The following is an 18,961-nucleotide window of genomic DNA, read 5'->3' as shown; positions in this document are numbered from 1 at the left end:
GAAACTCATTCGTTATTGGCTATGTTATTGGCTATTTTGAATAGCCTGTAGCTTGGCGGTGTAAAGCGCTCTGTTCTGTGAAGGCAGTGAAAGAGAGAGCGCTTTTTCCATCATACTTTCAGCTTTGATCACCTCGCCCTGTAAAAAGTAAGTTTTAGCCATAGCCGAGTAACTCTCCCCCAAATAAGGTCCTGTAGCGATGGCTTTATTGAAAAACATTTCTGCCTCTGAAAGCTTACCTTTAGCTAAGAATGCATTGCCTAAATCTATCCATCGATAGGGGTTGTCATCGTCTGTCTTTAAATACATATCCCCAATACGCGATAAGGTTTCTACGTCGCCTATTTTCTTAAGTAGCACTGCAAAATTTGATAGCGTATGAACCGATTGAATATGATTTTCAATTGCGAATTCATATAGTCTTCGAGCCTCTTCTTCATAGCCGTTAGAGCGGTAAAGTACAGCGAGAGAGTTAAGTGTGGAGGCATTCGCAGTGTTTAACTGCATTGCGCGATACAAATAACTGTAGGCTAAATCAGGATTATCACTCATCGCTTTAGCAGCCATGTTTTGGTAATACATTGAGATAAAGTCAGCCTCGGAGATATAAACTCCCCGGTCGTTGCGGCTTGATGGAAAATAATCGATGATCGCTCTTCCCCTGAAAACAATGCTGTCGCCTGTTTTTTCAGGTTCAGGCCCTAGAATAATGCTTCTAACATGAGTTGACGTAGTGAGCGTTTTTCCAAACCGTCGATACAGTGGTGGGGTATGGACTTGTTGATAAATCACATCAAGGTTAACCAGCTTGGCAAGCGCTGTAGTAAGTAAAGCAAGCGACATGCAGTTTCCGTAACGCTTGTTCAGAACATCTTGTGCTTTTAGCGTATCGCCAGCGTAACTGAAGTTCGAGACTAAATTATCTAGATAATAAGCGAGACGAAAATTAGGCGATACGTGTGCTTTTGTGGGCGAATTATAATAAGAGAGAAAGTGCTGCTTTTGCCGCTCGGATAATGCAAAGAGCGCCTCTGGCTCTTCCACATCGACCAATGCGAATTCGCTAATCTGCCAGTTGAAAGGTGCTAACTCACTTTTACCCTGAACATTGCTGGTCTTAGTACTCTGGCACGCAGCGGTTGTCATCAGTGCCACAACTATAAATAACAGTTTTGTATTCAACATGCTTTCCCTTTCTGACTTTCCCTCTATTTAAGAGTAATTGTTCAAAAAGCGCTTTACAAGTAAGACACCAATCGCGATTAGAAGGGACTTTTTGTATTAAAACTGATCGAACATGATAGCGTTGCCGTCGGGGTCTTTTACGATCAGGTGCCCTGGGCCGCTGTCTCCTTTCACAGGCACGTCCAATGCGATCCCTTGCTCAACTAAACTCGCCTGAAGTGCTCTAACATCGCTGGGGTTAAATGTCATAATATTGTCTTCAAACATTCCTTCAAATAAGCCAATCATAGTGGTGCCATTTTTCATCATTAGCCATTTGTCTTCCACCGACCCACAGGAAGGCATAGCTGCGAAGCCCAAGGCTTCGTAAAACGCTTTTGACTTACTGATATCTTTTACCGCTAAACTTAACGAAAATAATCCTAACTCCACTTCATGCTCCCTGATAATCTTCAAAAATTGCTCACTCTTACCAATCCCCATAGATAATTGCGGTAACACGCCGCGATTACGAACATTTTAAATCCCGCTGCGTGGGTAATAATCTATGCGGATTGGTATCACTACTCTAGTGAAGCTATTAAACAATATCACTGCTATTGGTCGCAAAAATAAAAAAGCCAGTAATGACGAACATTACTGGCTTTGTTTTATATATCAGCTTTTTGCCGTGCTTAACTTATCGTTGATTGCGGTTTAAAAAGTTTAAGCCAAGACTTTAACCCTTAACTCTTTTGGCTAGCAATCCAGCGGTCAATTTTCTGCTCAAGAATAGCAAGAGGAATGCCGCCCGTATTTAACACTTGCGCGTGGAACTCACGGATGTCGAAATCATCACCTAATGCCTTTTCTGCGCGTGCGCGCAGTTCTTGAATTTTAAGCGCGCCGACTTTGTAAGATAAAGCTTGCGACGGGATCGCAATATAACGCTCTACCTCGGCTACAACTTCCGTACGGGTCATACCTGAGTTATCAAGCATAAAGTCGATGGCTTGTTCTCTGGTCCAGCCTTTGGCGTGAATCCCCGTATCTACCACTAAACGCATGGCGCGTAGCTGTTCATCTTGAAGTGTGCCATAACGATTCCACGGATCGTCAAAGAACCCCATTTCATAACCCAGCGTTTCAGAATACAGCGCCCAACCTTCTCCGAAGGCGGGTAGGAAACTAAAGCGCATAAACGACGGTAGCCCTTCATTTTCTTGCGCTAAACTCACTTGGAAATGGTGACCTGGAGCGCCTTCGTGCAGGTACAAGGTAACGTTGCCCGTGGTTAGACGACTAGGTAAATCGTAAGCGTTAAAGTAGAAAGTACCAGGACGAGATCCGTCTGGCGTGCCCGGCTGATATGAGCCACCCGCACTGAATTGCTCGATAGCAGGGTCGTAAGGTTTTATTTCTAACTCAGACTTTGGCAATAGTGAGAAGTACTGATCAATTTTCTCATCAACTTCACGGCCAATATCATAATAGCTCTGCGTTAGCGCCTCACGGCTTTCAGGCTTGAACTTAGGATCGGTGCGTACATAGTCAAAGAACTCGTTTAACGTCCCTTCAAACTTCACTTCGTCCTTAATTTCAAGCATGTCATTTTTGACACGCTCAACTTCTTTTAAACCAAGATTATGAAGTTCATCAGGCGTCATCGGCAGTGTGGTTGAACCTTCCACCATCAATTGATAGAGCTTTGCGCCACCTTTCATATCGCTAAGGCCAATGCTTTCACGGGCAACAGGCAGATACTCGTCGCGAAGGAAATCGCGCATTCGCGTGGTTGCATCGTAAATCTCTTGCGTCGCTTTCTCGTAGTCAGCGGTTAAACGGGCCTTTTCTTCGTCAGAGAAACTTTCGGGGAACATGGTAATTGGCCCCCAAAACTGTGACTCTTTAATTGGGATAGCCAGCTGAGTATCGAACTGCTTGATCACGCGATCGATAGTCAGCTTAGTTTCAAGAACACCGCTTTCCATGCCCTCGCGGAACTTTCCAATAGCGCGGTCAGAAATAGCAATGTAATCCTTATGGCGAGATAAGTTATTATCGTAATCTTCTACTGTTTTAAATGGCGCTGCCCCCTTCCCGCTCGCAAAGGTCGGGTAGAAGGTGTGGAACCCACTGAAGTGATTAATAGGACGTACTTCCGTTAGCGCTTCAATCTCGTCGGTGGACATTTTAAGCGAGCGCTCTTCGTTATATTTAAATACGTCGTAAGCAAGTTTATCGGTATCGCTTAACTTACTGCGGTCAATGTGTTTAAGCTCTGACAAATTCAGCAAAGTCGCTGTTTTTCCCGCTAAAGCATGAGAGTCAGTCAAGAAGTCGCCCATTCTGTCTGCATAACGCATATCGCCGCGAAAAATGGCCATAATTGGGTTTAGCTCAATATCACGCTGGTCAGCGGCTGCAAATAACGCAAAAAGTTTATCGTGCTCAGATGCTTCCTTTGACACTGAAGTACTTTTTGATGAACTCTGCACATTTGCGTTACTGTGTTCATGTGCCACCGCCGAGCTAAGGCCCAGTGCCATGGTTACTGCACTACTAACAAGTAGTGTTTTAAATGCTTTCATTTTTCTTACCTTGTTATTTCGTCGCTGTTTTTGCTTAAATTTCGCAAAAACAGCGCTGTCGTTATGTATTTTTTTTCTTGCTAGTAGCACGATTTACTCTGGTAAATTAGCCATCTCTTTTCGCCACGCTCTCTCATACGCCTCACGGCCCAATATACGCTGCGCATAAGCGGCTACGTTGTCTATTTTACCGTCTAGCGTAATATCAAGCTTGCTGCCTTTTGCCCACGCCAAAATATGACCTGCTATTATGTCGGCCATAGTAAACATGGTGCCGCATACAAATTCTTTATCGCCCAGCATAGAAGAAAATACCGGCAGTACGCGCTTAAATTCCCATACCGCCACGTCACGCATTTGTTCAAGTCTTTGCTCTTTAGGCAGTGCGAAAGTGTGCTTTGCCAAATTCCAAATGGGTTGCTCTAACTCATTAGTAAGAAACAACATCATTTCTTCATATTTGGCACGCTCAAAACTACCTGGCTCTGGAATGAATTCATGCATGCCATGACGTTCAGCTAAAAAAGTGACAATAGCGGCTGACTCGGTCAAGGTACCTTCGGGTGTCGCTAGGGCTGGAATTTTCGATGCTGGACTAATGGCTTTGTATTCTTCTGATAGATGTTGCCCTTGTTTTAAGTCAACTAAATTGAAGTCAAAAGGTAAACCTAGCTCTTCCAATGCCCATGCCACGCGCACCGAGCGGGTTTTCGGGTAACCATAAAGTGTATACATGCCTATGTCCTTTGATAGCCTAATTGGTGCTAACTGTAAGTCGAATAGGAAAAAAGTGCTACTGCCATATTGTTACTGAGTTTTAACACTGTAACTTCTGTAGGACAGGGCCAGTAAAATAAGGTGAGGTTACCTGTGGAAAAACAGCATACCGAGAAGCTGCAAATAGACGAATTAAAAAGGGGAAGAATACGAAAAAGAGAATGTAGAGGTCAGTAACTTTTTCACGTAGCCATTATAAGCATTTCAGTAAATCCCAGTAGCTAACCGCTTACACCCGACTCGATTGTAGCTTCAAAGCCCTAATCTACTTAGTATTGCGCACCAACCCTGGGTTATTCGCCACACTGGTTCGCTTTATGCTCATCTAACTTTATAGCTTTTAACAAATGGGTTAACAAATGAGTGAAGGAGAACACGATGAAAAAACGTTTATTATCTACTATAGCAGGCTCGCTAACATTAATGTTAAGTGCGAGCAGTTTCGCCGGCCATCATGAAAACGATGGAAAAGAAGTGATAATGAATAACCTAGAGACAGGTATGAGCATGGGCTCGGTAATGGTGAGCAGCTACGACGATGACGGTGTAGTATTTACGCCTAACTTGTCGGGGTTAACGCCAGGTGCCCATGGTTTTCATGTTCATCAAAATGGTGATTGTTCACCCTCAATGAAAGATGGAAAAAAGGTGTTAGGTGGGGCCGCAGGAGGCCATTTTGACCCAGAAGATACCGGTAAACACCGTGCGCCTTGGTCTGAAAAGGGCCACGAAGGCGATTTACCAGTGCTTTATGTAGAAGAAAATGGAAAGGCAACCCAGCCTATCTTTGCACCAGAGCTTGAACTAGATGATATTGAAGGCCGCGCCTTAATGATTCACGCAGGTGGCGACAATTATTCTGATTCACCTAAAAAGCTAGGTGGTGGTGGCGACCGCGTAGCTTGTGGCGTAATTGGGAAATAAACTAACGCTATTTCATCTTATACAAAAACGACTTATACGAAAAAGCGGCTTCAAAGCCGCTTTTTTATGCATCACTTGATTAAAACAATTTGCCTGCTCTCACTTAACAAAACGACGGTTCTGTTCATAAAGACTAGCAATACTTGTTAGGCCTTGTTCAATCGGTATTCCAATGTGATATTGGCATTAAGAAGTTGAGATACCGGACAGTTTTCTTTTGCTTCCTGTGCAATTTTCTCAAACTCGTCTTCAGTAATTCCGTCAATTTCTGCATCAAGGCTTAGTGCTGACTGCGTAATTTCAAAGCCGTCATCGCTTTTCTCTAAACTGATTTTTGCAGTAGTATTTAACTCGCCGTCATCATACCCCGCGTCTGAAAGCGCAAAAGAAAGTGCCATGGTAAAGCAACTCGCATGCGCAGCACCAATCAACTCTTCTGGGTTAGTCCCTTTACCATCTTCAAACCGCGTATTGAACCCATAAGGCTGGTTAGATAAAGCCCCTGTTTCTGTAGAAATACTGCCCTTTCCTTTTTTACCTAAAGGTTTATATGCTGCACTACCTGATTTGACTATAGACATGTTTCCTTCCTTACTTTTCTACTAAATTGAATAAGCGCCAAGCGCTTTTTTTAGGTCGTTACAGGGATAACCGGCTATGTGAAGCAAATAATGTGTGCAAAACCAACCTGTCACACAGATTGAATCACGTATTGCCGCTTACCTAGACCCACGTGTGATTAACGTAATGCAAGTGCTCTGCCGATAGGAATACTTTTGCTCTGCCCCCTGTCATGGGGCTCTATAGCGTGATTTTACTAATTCAAAAACAGGTGGCTGTAATATCAATGACAGTAGGCTACAGGGTGTGATGAAAATTTTACTTACTTTCTTTTTATCTTTTTCGGTATCTAAGATTTTATACTCAGGCCGATATAGCTGGCCGCTGACCACGGCTAGCCCTCTTTTCTCAACACCTAAACAGAGAACTTCAGGCAGCTATGAAATTAATTGCGGTCTAAACCGTTCTTTATCTAACACTCGTATAGGTTCACTGACCTAGCCGCACTTTTAAATAAAAGCGCGCGGAAAGAAAGCGCAGTCATAACGCACTGCAATATTGCTCAGTCAAGACGTAAAGGTAAATGATGAAATCAACAATCACCGCTGTATTTTTCGGCGCAACGATAAGTGCTTCGATATTTACTCCAACGACAAACGCCGACGAAGCTATTTTAGCTGGGGGCTGCTTTTGGTGCATGGAGTCTGATTTTGAAAAGTTAGAAGGGGTTACTGATGTAGTGTCGGGATTTACCGGCGGGAACACCCCAAATCCGACGTACAATGGCAACCACAAAGGGCACTACGAGGCGGTAAAGATCACTTACAACGGCGATATGCTGTCTTATGAAGATATTCTTGATCATTTTTGGGTGAACATTGACCCTTTCGACAGCGAGGGTCAGTTCTGTGATAAAGGACCCAGCTACTTAAGCGCTATCTTTGTAGCAAACGAAAAAGAGCGTGCTATAGCCGAAAAAACAAAAGCTGACGTAGTAGCCCAGTTTCCCAATCAAAAGGTAGTAACGCCCATACTCGATGCTTCTACCTTTTACCCGATTAAGGGCGATGAAATTGGTCACCAGGATTTTTATAAAAAAAGCCCCGTACGTTATAAGTTCTACCGATGGAACTGCGGCCGTGACCAGCGCTTGGAAGAAGTTTGGGGTGAGAAAGCCCCGGGTAAGAATAAGTCGTAGCCCAGCAACTCAACATCTACGCCCAGCGCTAAACCAAAGCGATACCACGAACTATACCAAAAGCCATACCAAAAGAAAGAACGCCACACAATACTGGTAGCCCTAAGCTTTTGTATTTGCGCCAAACAAGCACAGTGACAACAGTGCCTATCGCGGTTGCAATCCAACTCGCCGTTGACGGCGCTTTTGGAATAAGTGATGCCCCTAGCATAGCGGCAATCATCAGCGGCCCCAACACGCTTAACCACGTAGGCAAGCGCGCTTCGGTGTTATTAGCCTTATGTTTTTTAAAGTGACGCTGAGTCCACAGCAACGGACCTACGCGCAATGCGTATGTCCCAATGGCTGCAACAACAATGGCTATCCAGATATCAACGTGCATGAGATTGCTTCCTTTCAACGCGCAAGGTAAGAAGGTAGAAGGTTATCGCACCGCATAGTGCAGCCAATGGTATTGCAGCGTTTTTAAACGTGCTGAGAGCTAAAAAGAGGGCCGCCGTCATAGTAACAAGCAAGGTAGCGCTCCACAGTTTACTTGAGAATTTTGGTGCTAATAACACAAGGAAAAGCGCAGGCAAAGCGAAGGGCATCACGCTGTCTAATATTGGCCAATGTTGAGTAAGGGAATCTCCTGCGATACCGCCAAGTGCCGTTCCTGCTATCCAACTAAGCCATGCCACCATAGATACACCTTTAAACCAATCTACCTTTTTAGCGTCTTCCATTAGCGGTAATCGAGTATGGGCTAACGCAAAAATCTGGTCAGTAAGACCATGCATTAAATAGGGCCAAGCCTTACTTTGCGGCAGATAAGGCACCAAGTTTGGCGCATAAACCACATGACGAACATTAACGAGTAACGTCATACAAACCGCTAACCAAAGTGGCGCACCTGAAGCCACCATGGCAACTAAAAGAAACTGCGATGCGCCTGCGTAGATGAACACGGAAATAAGCGTGGCTTCTAGTGTGGAAAAACCGGCTTGAACTGCAATCACGCCAAATGAGATAGCTACGGGAATATAGCCACCTAGCAAAGGTAAACCGTCAATAACCCCCTGCTTAAGTCCGCTTTTTGATGAACCTTGACTCATTCCTTTGCCTCTTTGTGATACACAATTGTAATAAGACATGTCGCCCACTCATCTAGCGTTTTATAGACATGAGGCAAATCGGCACTAAATGTTAAGCTTTGGCCCGGATGCAGCCATTGAGTGTTTCCACTATTCCCAGCTTCTAGAGAGCCGCTAACAACGGTAATGGTTTCTTCTGTTCCAGTAGCGTGAGCTTCTGCCTCTCGAAAAGTATTGGGTGCAACCGACATCCAATAAGCATCGACGTTGGGTACACCTTGCCCCTGGTCAATTAAACGTACTTCAACCCCCTTCTCACCAACGCTCGCGCTAAGAGGCTGTACAAGCTGACCGAATGGAACGTCTAGCTGCTTAGCTAACCGCCAAATGGTGTCTAGCGTCGGGTTGCCATTGCCCTGCTCTAATCTGGAAAGGTTAGATTTAGCGATACCTGCCCCCGCTGCTAATTGCGACAGCGAAACACCTTTGTCTTGCCTGAGCTTCTGCAAATGCCTACCGAGGACGTTGAGCGTTGATTGATTCACACAATACCGACATAAAAATTGTTCCATTTAGAGAACGTTCTATATATAGAACACTTTGAAGTCAAGAAATTTGTTCGTTAACCAGGAAATAGAGGTGGCATTATGAAACCGCCATTGTTGGCATACTTAGGCAAATGTTAATGTGTGTCAGAGTAATAAACTGAAAGGCCAAGTTTATTTGTGTATAAAAAACAGGCACATTTGCTTTCTTCGGTCACTCGTACGATTTCCTATGAATGACGCGCGATGAATTCCATTAACAAAGGCACTACATTTAAATCGTTGAATTGGTTAAGAAACCTTATCAGTTACCGTTACTTAGTGACCGGACAGTGCTACGATCTTTGATATTAAATGAGCGTGTAAAATCAAAGCATGTGACTTGTTGATCGTTGCTAAATATCCCCGATCAATAGTGTCTGACAATTGAAAACCGGCAAACATTTCGTTTGGCCGGTTTTTGTATTTAACCAAAGCGCTTTAGCTAAAGCAGGCACCAAGCAACAGATTGGTTAAGTTTAAAGAACAGAAGGACGTTTATGACGAATAAAACTGAAAAGATTTTTTCTGACCAAGCCTCGTCCAAGAAGGCTTGCTCAGAACAAACATCAGCGGTGGGTGAATACTCACTGGCCACTATTACATTTTGGCTCGCTTTCGGAACCTTTGTTATTGGTTGCAGCGAATTCGCAGCAATGGGTTTATTGCCCTATTTTGCGGAAGATTTTGGCATTACTGAAAATGTTGCAGGTCATGCGATAAGCGCCTACGCCATTGGTGTTGTAGTGGGCGCGCCGCTAATCACTATCTTTTTTTCCAGACTTGCCCGACGCACCATGCTTATTTCAATGATGATCTTTTATGCCGGTGGCAACCTTTTAACCGCATTAGCATGGTCAGAATGGACCATGAATATAGCTCGATTTATTGCAGGCCTTCCTCACGGCGCTTACTTCGGCATTGCCATGCTCTTTGCTGCAGACATTGCCGGAAAGAATAAACGGGCGCAAGCGGTCAGCAACGTCATTTTAGGCTTGGCTATTGCCAATATTATTGGTGTGCCCTCAATTAGCGGTATCGGGCAAATGTTTGGATGGCGAACTGGCTTTTTTATTATTTCAGCTTTTGCGTTAGTGACTGCACTTATGGTGTGGAAAACTGCACCGTACCGCGGACCAAATCCAGATGCCAAGCCACTAACTGAACTTAACGCTCTGAAAAATAAAGACGTACTGCTTGTATTACTCATGGGCGCAATTGGCTTTGGAGGCATGTTCTCGGTGTACTCTTACTTTAGTGCCTCGTACCTTAATACTACGTCTTCGCCTGAGTGGGGAATATCGGCCACATTGCTTATCTATGGCATAGGCGTAACCTTGGGCAATGTTATTGCAGGCCGCTATTCTGAAGGCAGGCTGCTGACTTCAGCGATTACGTTTCAGGTTTTACTAGGCCTTTCAGCTGCAGCTTACGCCGCGTCTATGGGCAATCCGTATCTAATGGCTGCCTCACTGTTTTTCATCGGTATCGGTGGAGGTATGGTAGTGCCACTTCAAACGCGTTTAATGGACGTTGCTGGCGAAGCTCAGACTTTGGCTGGCGCCATGAATCATGCAGCATTCAACACGGCTAACGCGCTTGGCCCCTGGTTGGCTGGAATGACACTGTCAGCAGGTTACGGCTATACATCGACGGGTTGGGTTGGCTTAGCGCTGGCCGGCGGAGGTGTATTGGTATGGATAGCTATTGTTATGACTGCTCGCAATACTCAAATTAAAACAGCAACCGTATCTGGTTAAATGAGCGTCTAGCGCTGATAACCTTTGTTGTCAGCGCTAGTTAATGACATTACCTCGGTATTACTCGTCGTCGTTTTCACGCTCAGAACTATTGCGAGAAGCACTTCCCCACACATCTTCAGGAATGTCTCTTTTAGGCGCTGGCGCACTGGCTATCGCTTCAGCCTGCTTTTTCTCTTGATTTGACCACTTAACACGAATTTTCTTACCGTCTATAACTTTGGCGTTAAGTTTTTCAATGGCTTTATCGGTTTCTTTCTGTGTGCTCATTTCTACAAAGCCAAAGCCTTTAGATAACCCTGAAGCCTCATCCATCACCAAATCGCACGACGCTATCGTGCCAAACTCAAAAAACAAGTCTTCAAGATTTTCCTGAGTAAATGTTTTAGGTAAATTGCGAACTAATATGCTCAAGGTTTAGCCCTACTTTGTGAATAATTGGTAATGCGGTCAGTGTAGCATGCAGCAGTGAGTATGATAGCTAATCTTGCCAAGGTTTTGCTATTTATACTTCTTTAGGGAATGAAAGAATTCGAATCACATTTTTTTAGGTGGGAACGTTAACCTAAAAGTAAATATAGCCATCGCACGACTTCGATGGCTATATAGCTGGAGCGAATGCGTTTCTTTAGGTACTGAACGAAGCTGTTCAGTACTGTTCAATTATCAATTGATAAAGGTATTAACTTTCTTGATTGCGTAAAAATACTAATTCAGTTGATGAGCTTTGTTCTTCGCTGAACGCATAACCGTCTACGTCGAAGTTTTTTAAACCTTCCACATCTTCTACTCGGTTTTCAAGAATATAACGCGCCATCAAACCACGGGCTTTCTTCGCAAAGAAACTGATAATTTTATAGTGACCGTTTTTGCAGTCTTTAAAGGTTGGCGTAATAATCATGCCGTCTAAAGACTTCTTCTTTACCGCTTTGAAGTACTCGTTCGAAGCAAGGTTGATCAGCACATTATCCCCCTGCTCTTCTAGTGCTTTGTTGAGTACATAAGTAATGCGATCTCCCCAAAACGCATACAAGTCTTTACCTTCGGGGTTTGCTAGCTTGGTGCCCATTTCTAGACGATAGGCCTGCATCAAGTCTAAAGGACGAAGCAGTCCGTATAGACCAGAAAGAATACGAAGATGTTTCTGTGCATATTCTACGGTATCGCTCCCTAGCGAGTATGCATCTAACCCAGTGTAAACGTCGCCATTAAACGCATACATTGCTTGACGGGCATTGTCAGGCGTGAAGGGGGTAGAAAACTCAGCAAAGCGGTTAGCGTTCAACGTTGCTAACTTGTCGCTTATTTTCATCAGTGATGATAGGTCAGCCGGCGATAGAGTGCGGCAAACTTCCATTAAACGTTCAGTGTCATCAAGCATGGCAGGCTGACTAAACTGGCTCACTGGGATTTCGCTTTCAAAATCTAGGTTTTTTGCTGGGGATACTACAACTAACATTTCGACTCCTTAATTTTTACGCTTGTATTGTACCACCTGATACGCACTAAAAAGCAAAATGGCATTAGAAAGACGCAAATTGGCTTAACCGAGAAATCCGATTAGCTAATTTGTCACTATTCGATATATGAATTGTCACACGGGTTTGATATAAATAACGTTACAAATAATTATTCAAATACTAATTGAGTTGCGTCCATCGTATACGCACCTCAATTACCAAAGCGCTGCATGTAACCGGTACTATTTCTTAAGAAGTCAGGACTGTGTATTGAGAACGCGAGCGCGAAACCCTACATAAGCGCAAGCGAACCGTTTTATTCAACTGGCTTTTCCAGCGAGTTGTCCAAATTTATTTTGATAAAGAACAGAGAGAATTATGAGCAATCAGTTAGCTTCATTACGTGATATCACTACCGTTGTTGCCGACACGGGCGACATCGATGCCATCAAAAAGTATCAGCCAGTCGATGCCACAACTAACCCGTCGCTACTTTTAAAAGCGGCTGGTCTTCCTCAGTATGCAAGCCTAATTGATGATGCTGTTGCCTGGGCAAAACTTCAGTCAAACGACGCTGACCAACAGCTTACCGATGCCGCAGACAAACTAGCAGTAGCCATTGGTAAAGAAATCTCTGCCACTATTCCTGGCCGAATTTCAACTGAAGTAGACGCGCGCCTGTCGTTTGACACTGCCGCTACTATCGAAAAAGCGGAGCGTTTGGTTCAGCTATATGAAGACGCTGGTATCGATAAGTCACGTATTCTTATTAAAATTGCGTCTACTTGGGAAGGTATCCAAGCGGCAGAGGAACTAGAGAAGAAAGGCATTCAGTGTAACTTAACGCTTTTATTTAGCTTTGCCCAAGCACAAGCATGTGCAGAAGCCGGTGTTTATCTTATCTCTCCATTTGTAGGCCGTATTCTAGACTGGTACAAAAAAGCGACTGGTACTGAGTCATACGCGCCAGACGAAGATCCAGGCGTAGTATCTGTAACTAAAATCTACAACTACTACAAAGAGCACGGCTACAAAACCGTGGTGATGGGCGCAAGCTTCCGCAACATTGGTGAAATTCAAGCGTTGTCAGGTTGTGATCGTCTAACTATTAGCCCAGCTCTGTTAGAAGAACTGGCCAATGAGCCGGGTGAGCTGGAAGTTAAGCTTAAAGACAACGGCGCTACAAAAACACCAGGTGATCGCTTAACCGAAGGCGAATTCCGTTGGGCTATGAACGAAGATGCTATGGCAACTGAAAAGCTTTCTGAAGGCATTCGTAACTTCGCTGCTGATCAAGAAAAACTTGAAACCATGCTTCGCGAAAAGCTAAGCGCGTAAGGGACTAATTTAACAATGACTGTTTTAACTTCTCTTCCTGAATGGAAAAAGCTGTCTGAGATTGCTTCAACGGTAAAAAATGCACACATGCGCGATTGGTTTGCACAAGATGCAAGTCGCGCAGACAAAATGCAGCTTGAAGCCTGCGGTATTTTTCTTGATTACTCGAAAAACCGTGTAAATGAAGACGCGCTTAAAGGGCTTTTCGACCTTGCACGAGCGTGCAAACTAGAAACCCTTCGCGACGCGATGTTCTCTGGTGAGCAAATTAACTCAACAGAAGGTCGCGCTGTGCTTCACACCGCGCTTCGTAACTTCTCTGACCGTAAAGTGATGGTAGATGGCGAAGATGTCATGCCTGAAGTGCATGCTACGCTTTCAAAAATTGAAGCGTTTACTGCATCGGTTCACAGCGGTGAACACAAAGGTTATACCGGCAAACCAATTAAGCACATTGTAGCAATCGGCATTGGCGGTTCATTCCTCGGCCCTAAAATCATGACAGAGGCACTTAAGCCGCATACTGTTGATGCTGTGAAGGTTCACTTTGTTGCCAATGTTGACGGTTGCCACATTCACGATGTGCTATCTAGCATTGATTTTGAAGAGACCCTGGTGGTCATGTCATCAAAATCATTCTCAACCCAAGAAACACTTCAAAATACACTCACGGCTAAAGACTGGTTCTTAAAGTCTGGCGGTACTCAAGAAGATATTGCTAAACACTTTGTAGCCGTGTCTTCGAATGTTAAGGCTGCCACCGAGTTTGGTATTAGCGCCGATAACATTTTCCCTATGTGGGATTGGGTAGGCGGTCGTTACTCGCTGTGGTCAGCTATCGGCTTACCTATCTCGCTTGCCCTTGGGTTTGAAAACTTCAAAGGCTTGCTTGAAGGTGCGTTTGATATGGATACCCATTTCACCACTGCACCGCTAGAAGAAAACATGCCTGTATTGCTTGCGCTATTAGGCGTATGGTACAGAAACTTCTTTGATGCACAGTCTCATGTGTTGCTGCCTTACTACCACTACCTTCGCGGTTTACCTGCTTACGTACAGCAGTTAGATATGGAAAGTAACGGTAAAGAGGTTACGCAGGAAGGTGAGAGCGTAGATTATCCTACTGGTCCAATTATTTGGGGTAGCGAAGGAACAAACGGTCAGCACAGCTTTCACCAGCTTATTCACCAAGGCTCTGCCGTAATTCCAGCAGACTTTATGCTACCGCTTAACGTGCCTAATCAAGATGACACTCATCATGCCATGCTTGCGTCTAACTGTTTTGGTCAAACCCAAGCGCTAATGCAGGGTAAAACTTTTGAAGAGTGTTATGCAGACCTTGATGGTAAAGGGCTAGACGATGCTGAACGCAAACGCTTGGCGGCTCATAAAACCATGCCGGGTAACAAGCCTAGCAATACTTTCTTGTTTGATAGCCTTACACCTAAAACACTTGGCGCGTTGGTTGCAATGTATGAGCATAAGGTATTCGTTCAGGGTGTTATCTGGAACCTTAACTCATTCGACCAATGGGGCGTTGAGTTAGGCAAAGTACTAGGAAACCAAGTACTTGCAGGCATTCAAGGCGAAGCAGACAAAGATAATTTCGACGCTTCAACACAACAATTGATTGCAAAATTCAGAGCAGCGAATGCACCAAAATAAGGAATGCGAGGTGATTTAAAATCACCCACTTGGTGCAAATAACAAACTGAACGGCTAGCTTTTTCGGAAGCTAGCCGTTTTTTGTTGCGGTATTCATCGACTATACGACAGACACTTTTGATATCCGTAGCACTGTATAATTGATTACTAATAAAACAAATAGGATCAAATACATACAGTTATTGTTTACGCTTTAAACACACTGAGCTTTCCTTACCCTTGTCATCATATCGTCACAATTTGTTAATAAAAGGTAAATTAAACTATTTTATTTTAGTGGCGGCTGTGATACAAAATTGTACAGAGGGAATTAAAAACAAAAACTCTGTATTAGTTGTAGTGGTATAAAAAGGAGATCCCAGTGGATAAATCAGATCTATTTGCCATGTTAGACATCGAAGCAAGCCCAGCAAAAACCAAAAGTAAAAAACGTAAGTGGAGAGAAATCGAAGCGCTACAAGATCGCTACAAATTAGAAAAAGAACTTGCCGAACTCGACTGTGGTTTCGAGTACGAGCTAGAAACACTGGAAAGATAAAACTAAGGCCGCCTGTTATACAGGCGGCCTTTTTACTTTCTAGCGTGCTGTAAATGCTTCGCCATGCAAGCATGGTGTCTCTTTGCTGGTTCTATGTAATAGCTAAGGAATACGCTTTGTGGCTACATGCGGCAGACCGCATAACCTAGCCTCATAGGTGTTTGATTAGATGTTTAACTAGTTAACCATCGAGCTATTTAAGGGGCGGTGAATAAGGCAACCACACCTGCGGTGTGGCTAGTTGCTATTTTTGCCAGTCGCTATACCTGCCAGTTATACCTGCCAATTGATCGGTTCTTTACCCTTGGCAGTAAGGTATTCGTTAGTTTGACTGAAGTGTTTACAACCAAAGAAGCCTCTGTGTGCTGAGAGTGGCGACGGGTGAGGTGCATGTAAGACATGATGTTTTTCACGGTCTATATGCTTACCTTTCTTCTGCGCGTGACTTCCCCACAGAAGGTACACAACGTTGTGGCAATGTGTGTTGACCACATCTATAACCTTGTCTGTGAAGGTTTCCCACCCCCATTTAGCGTGACTGTGGGCTTTCCCTTGCTCAACCGTTAGCACGGTATTGAGTAAAAGTACGCCTTGTTCTGCCCAATACGTCAGCGTGCCATGATTAGGCTCGCTAAAACCGTCTATATCGGCTGACAATTCTTTGTACATGTTCTTCAAAGATGGCGGTGTTTTAACACCCGCTTTTACCGAAAAGCAAAGACCATGAGCTTGATTCGGCCCGTGATACGGATCTTGTCCCAGGATCACGACTTTAACTTCATTTAACGGCGTGTATTTTAGCGCGTTAAACACATCTGATTGAGGTGGGTAGATAACGCATCCCGCTTCACGCGCGTGCTCCACGCGCTCAAGCAACGCAACAAAATAGTCTTTTTGCTTTTCGTCACTTAGCGCGCTTTGCCATGTTGGAACCAGCGGTGTCATTACTTAAGTAAATCCATCATATGCTGCTTGAGTGCATCGTAAGATGCAGGTAAATCTACCGCCAAGCTGTCTTCGCCAGCTACATCGGCTAGTGCTTTAGGCAGGCTAATTGGATTGCCCAACACGTTTTCAACCGTTTCTCTAAACTTAGCCGGGTGCGCAGTTCCCAAGAACAAACCAATTTCACCGTCTTCTAAGTCGTGGCTTACCGCACGATAGGCAATAGCGGCATGCGGCTCGCTGGTATATCCTTGTTGCGCTAATTGACGCATTGCAAGCTGAGTATACTCTTCGTCTACCATCTCACCTTTAAGGCACGCTTTGTCGATGTAACCACGCTCGATAAGCGCCTCAATACGCGGCCAGTTGTTTGGCTGACTCACATCCATAGCGTTAGACATGGTTGCAACCGTCGTTTTAGGGTCCCACTCGCCTGTTTTCAGATAGCGAGGAACAGTATCGTTTAGGTTAGTTGCTGCGATAAAGCGCTTAATAGGCAGGCCTAAAGATTTGGCTATCATACCTGCAGTTAGGTTACCAAAGTTACCGCTAGGTACTGAAATAACAAGCTGGTCACGCTTCTCTTTAGGCAGTTGGCTTACCGCTTCAAAGTAATAGCAAACCTGCGCCAATAAACGGCTGATGTTGATTGAGTTTGCTGAGTTTAAGTGAAGACCTTCACGCACATCAGGATCGTCAAACGCGGTTTTTACTAGCGATTGACACGCATCGAAGTCTGACTCTACAGCAACGGTGTGAATGTTACCGCCTAGTGTAGTAAATAGCTTTTCCTGAAGCGCACTGATCTTGCCTTTAGGGAATAAGATAACCACGTTGATGTTATCAATACCGTGGAACGCGTGAGCAACCGCGGCACCCGTATCACCTGAAGTTGCGGTTAGAATAGTTATTGGCTTACCTTCGCTAATACGCGACAGGGTTTGTGCCATAAAGCGGCCGCCGAAATCTTTAAACGCCAGCGTTGGGCCGTGGAAAAGCTCTAGGCAGTAAACGTTATCATTAACTTGCTCGACTGGTGCGCCAAAAGCAAAAGCCGTTTGAACAATTTCTTCTAGCTCGCCATTATTCAGCTCATCGCCAATAAGCGCGCGAAGTACTTCAATGCTGCGCTCAACGAATGGTTTTTCCAACAGTTCGTCAATATTATCTAGAGTGGGAATATGCTCTGGAAAATAAAGCCCTTGGTTTTTACCTAAGCCTCGCTTAACGGCTTCAGCAAAACTTGCTGTGTCCGATGAATCTTTTAAATTTACCAATTCCACTTGCTGTTACCTTTTTATGTGGGCAGATACTCTGCCCTTTAAATCTTTTTAAAATTTCTGTGTTTTAAAGAAAGACTATGTCTTTAAGAAAAACATGTGCTTTTAAGAGACCATGTACCTTTAAAAATCATATGCCTTTAAGAAACTATATGCCTTTAAGAAAGAATGGTACCTTCGCTTGGTATTTGGCATACATGGCTAAAGCCATCTTCATTTTGAATGTAGTTCGCCGTTAAATATGCTGCGACTTTTTCCGCCTGCTCTTTGCTTAGGCATACGGCAAACACCGTTGGTCCTGAGCCCGATATACCAAACGCGAGCGCGCCCGCTTGCTCACTAAACGCACGTGCTTCATCAAATCCAGGCAGTAACGATTTTCTATAAGGCTCAGCTATAACATCTTTCATTACCGACGCCGCCAAATCAAAGTTACCCGCATGCAAGGCATGAACAAACACACCTAACTGTCGTCCGAATGTTAGTGCCGTCGCCATATCCACTTGCTTAGGTAGGATATCGCGAGCAGCCGCTGTTGATACGCTAATACCTGAATAGCAAACGGCATAGTACCATTCGTCATTTAAAGGCAAAGATAGCGTAACCGGCGCATCGCTACCTGTCATTAACGTCATACCGCCTAAATAACAAGGTGCAACATTATCATAGTGAATACTACCGCTTATTTGCCCTTCTAGCTCACCCATCATAATAAGTAGCGTATCTTCATCAAATGGGGTATCGAAGTAAGCATTTAGTGCTGCAAATGCTGCAACAATAGAACTTGCACTTGAACCTAAACCACTGCCAATAGGTAGGTTTTTATGCAGCGTTAGCGCAACAGTCGAGGTTGGCTTTCCAGCCTTTTCCATTTGCTCACAGAAATAGTGATAGCACTTAGTTACAATGTTGCTATCTGCATCGCCTGGGAGTTTATGCGCAAAGCGCCCCACCGTTTCTAATGAAAATGACTCAGCCGCCTTTATTTCAACTTCATCACCAAGCTTAGTGCCGTCGACAGGCGCAAGCGCTGCGCCCAGTACGTCAAAGCCTAAGCTCACATTTCCAATTGATGCAGGCGCAAAGGCCTTGAATACTTTCAT

The 18,961-nt window shown here is 44.4% G+C and carries 19 protein-coding genes; 6 read left to right on the top strand and 13 right to left on the bottom strand.

All coding sequences use genetic code 11. The features are described from left to right. Positions 1 to 24 precede the first annotated feature (24 nt). From E5672_RS09415 to E5672_RS09400, 4 genes are all read right to left on the bottom strand, one after another. Positions 25 to 1,185 carry a tetratricopeptide repeat protein gene (locus E5672_RS09415; RefSeq protein WP_136781961.1) on the bottom strand — a complete coding sequence of 387 codons (1,161 nt, stop codon included), beginning with the start codon at positions 1,183 to 1,185 and terminating at the stop codon, positions 25 to 27. A 96-nt stretch (positions 1,186 to 1,281) separates the two neighbouring features. Next, positions 1,282 to 1,617, bottom strand: coding sequence for a VOC family protein (locus E5672_RS09410; RefSeq protein ID WP_136781960.1), 336 nt, complete (start codon positions 1,615 to 1,617; stop codon positions 1,282 to 1,284). A gap of 293 nt (positions 1,618 to 1,910) precedes the next feature. Beyond that, entirely contained in the window at positions 1,911 to 3,755 is a 1,845-nt protein-coding gene (locus E5672_RS09405) for a DUF885 domain-containing protein (protein ID WP_136781959.1), read from the bottom strand. A gap of 93 nt (positions 3,756 to 3,848) precedes the next feature. Continuing rightward, the gene (locus tag E5672_RS09400) at positions 3,849 to 4,490 is read right to left on the bottom strand and encodes a glutathione S-transferase family protein (protein ID WP_136781958.1); all 642 of its coding nucleotides are present in this window, start codon (positions 4,488 to 4,490) and stop codon (positions 3,849 to 3,851) included. A gap of 420 nt (positions 4,491 to 4,910) precedes the next feature. On the opposite strand from E5672_RS09400, the gene sodC reads away from it, so the two are divergent. After that, a complete protein-coding gene (gene sodC, locus E5672_RS09395) occupies positions 4,911 to 5,456 on the top strand; it encodes a superoxide dismutase family protein (protein WP_136781957.1) in 546 nt (181 codons plus the stop codon). A gap of 146 nt (positions 5,457 to 5,602) precedes the next feature. Here the strand turns inward: sodC and E5672_RS09390 are convergent, their stop codons facing one another. Continuing rightward, positions 5,603 to 6,037: an OsmC family protein gene (locus E5672_RS09390; protein WP_136781956.1), complete on the bottom strand. Its 435-nt coding sequence runs from the start codon at positions 6,035 to 6,037 to the stop codon at positions 5,603 to 5,605. A 566-nt stretch (positions 6,038 to 6,603) separates the two neighbouring features. Here E5672_RS09390 and msrA point away from each other — a divergent pair. Next, positions 6,604 to 7,215 (top strand): peptide-methionine (S)-S-oxide reductase MsrA, encoded by a 612-nt coding sequence (gene msrA / locus E5672_RS09385; RefSeq protein ID WP_136781955.1) that lies wholly within the window; start codon positions 6,604 to 6,606, stop codon positions 7,213 to 7,215. A gap of 28 nt (positions 7,216 to 7,243) precedes the next feature. Here msrA and E5672_RS09380 read toward each other — a convergent pair whose 3' ends face one another. From E5672_RS09380 to E5672_RS09370, 3 genes are read right to left on the bottom strand one after another with little or no spacing between them, the layout of a single operon-like run. Continuing rightward, positions 7,244 to 7,597: an AzlD domain-containing protein gene (locus E5672_RS09380; RefSeq protein ID WP_136781954.1), complete on the bottom strand. Its 354-nt coding sequence runs from the start codon at positions 7,595 to 7,597 to the stop codon at positions 7,244 to 7,246. Further along, positions 7,587 to 8,309, bottom strand: a complete 723-nt coding sequence (locus tag E5672_RS09375) for an AzlC family ABC transporter permease (RefSeq protein ID WP_136781953.1) — start codon at positions 8,307 to 8,309, stop codon at positions 7,587 to 7,589. The genes E5672_RS09380 and E5672_RS09375 overlap by 11 nt, the downstream gene beginning before the upstream one ends. Further along, positions 8,306 to 8,833, bottom strand: a complete 528-nt coding sequence (locus tag E5672_RS09370) for a helix-turn-helix domain-containing protein (protein WP_136781952.1) — start codon at positions 8,831 to 8,833, stop codon at positions 8,306 to 8,308. The genes E5672_RS09375 and E5672_RS09370 overlap by 4 nt, the downstream gene beginning before the upstream one ends. 539 nt (positions 8,834 to 9,372) lie before the next feature. Between E5672_RS09370 and E5672_RS09365 the strand changes: the two genes are divergently transcribed. Continuing rightward, positions 9,373 to 10,632, top strand: coding sequence for an MFS transporter (locus E5672_RS09365; protein WP_136781951.1), 1,260 nt, complete (start codon positions 9,373 to 9,375; stop codon positions 10,630 to 10,632). Between the two features lie 60 nt (positions 10,633 to 10,692). Here E5672_RS09365 and E5672_RS09360 read toward each other — a convergent pair whose 3' ends face one another. Together E5672_RS09360 and yaaA are read right to left on the bottom strand one after the other, a co-directional pair. After that, a complete protein-coding gene (locus tag E5672_RS09360) occupies positions 10,693 to 11,046 on the bottom strand; it encodes an RNA recognition motif domain-containing protein (RefSeq protein WP_136781950.1) in 354 nt (117 codons plus the stop codon). 268 nt (positions 11,047 to 11,314) lie between these two features. Continuing rightward, complete coding sequence (gene yaaA, locus E5672_RS09355; RefSeq protein WP_136781949.1) at positions 11,315 to 12,091, bottom strand: peroxide stress protein YaaA; 777 nt, start codon at positions 12,089 to 12,091, stop codon at positions 11,315 to 11,317. A 379-nt stretch (positions 12,092 to 12,470) separates the two neighbouring features. Between yaaA and tal the strand changes: the two genes are divergently transcribed. The 3 genes from tal to E5672_RS09335 all read left to right on the top strand — a co-directional run bounded on the left by tal (position 12,471) and on the right by E5672_RS09335 (position 15,633). Further along, positions 12,471 to 13,430 (top strand): transaldolase, encoded by a 960-nt coding sequence (gene tal, locus E5672_RS09345; RefSeq protein WP_136781948.1) that lies wholly within the window; start codon positions 12,471 to 12,473, stop codon positions 13,428 to 13,430. A gap of 15 nt (positions 13,431 to 13,445) precedes the next feature. After that, on the top strand, positions 13,446 to 15,095 hold the full coding sequence (gene pgi, locus E5672_RS09340; RefSeq protein ID WP_136781947.1) for a glucose-6-phosphate isomerase: 1,650 nt from the start codon (positions 13,446 to 13,448) through the stop codon (positions 15,093 to 15,095). Between the two features lie 361 nt (positions 15,096 to 15,456). Further along, complete coding sequence (locus tag E5672_RS09335) at positions 15,457 to 15,633, top strand: DUF3545 family protein (protein WP_012519516.1); 177 nt, start codon at positions 15,457 to 15,459, stop codon at positions 15,631 to 15,633. Positions 15,634 to 15,906: 273 nt separating this feature from the next. Here E5672_RS09335 and ung read toward each other — a convergent pair whose 3' ends face one another. From ung to thrB, 3 genes are all read right to left on the bottom strand, one after another. Continuing rightward, positions 15,907 to 16,578 (bottom strand): uracil-DNA glycosylase, encoded by a 672-nt coding sequence (gene ung, locus E5672_RS09330; RefSeq protein ID WP_136781946.1) that lies wholly within the window; start codon positions 16,576 to 16,578, stop codon positions 15,907 to 15,909. Continuing rightward, positions 16,578 to 17,861, bottom strand: coding sequence for a threonine synthase (thrC, locus tag E5672_RS09325; protein ID WP_136781945.1), 1,284 nt, complete (start codon positions 17,859 to 17,861; stop codon positions 16,578 to 16,580). Before thrC ends, ung begins: the two co-directional genes overlap by 1 nt. Before the next feature lie 155 nt (positions 17,862 to 18,016). After that, a complete protein-coding gene (gene thrB / locus E5672_RS09320; protein ID WP_136781944.1) occupies positions 18,017 to 18,961 on the bottom strand; it encodes a homoserine kinase in 945 nt (314 codons plus the stop codon).

This window comes from Alteromonas portus (genome assembly GCF_005117025.1).
Lineage (GTDB): Bacteria > Pseudomonadota > Gammaproteobacteria > Enterobacterales > Alteromonadaceae > Alteromonas > Alteromonas portus.
Note: the sequence above shows the minus strand (reverse complement) of the source record. Positions and strands in the feature narration are given on the sequence as shown.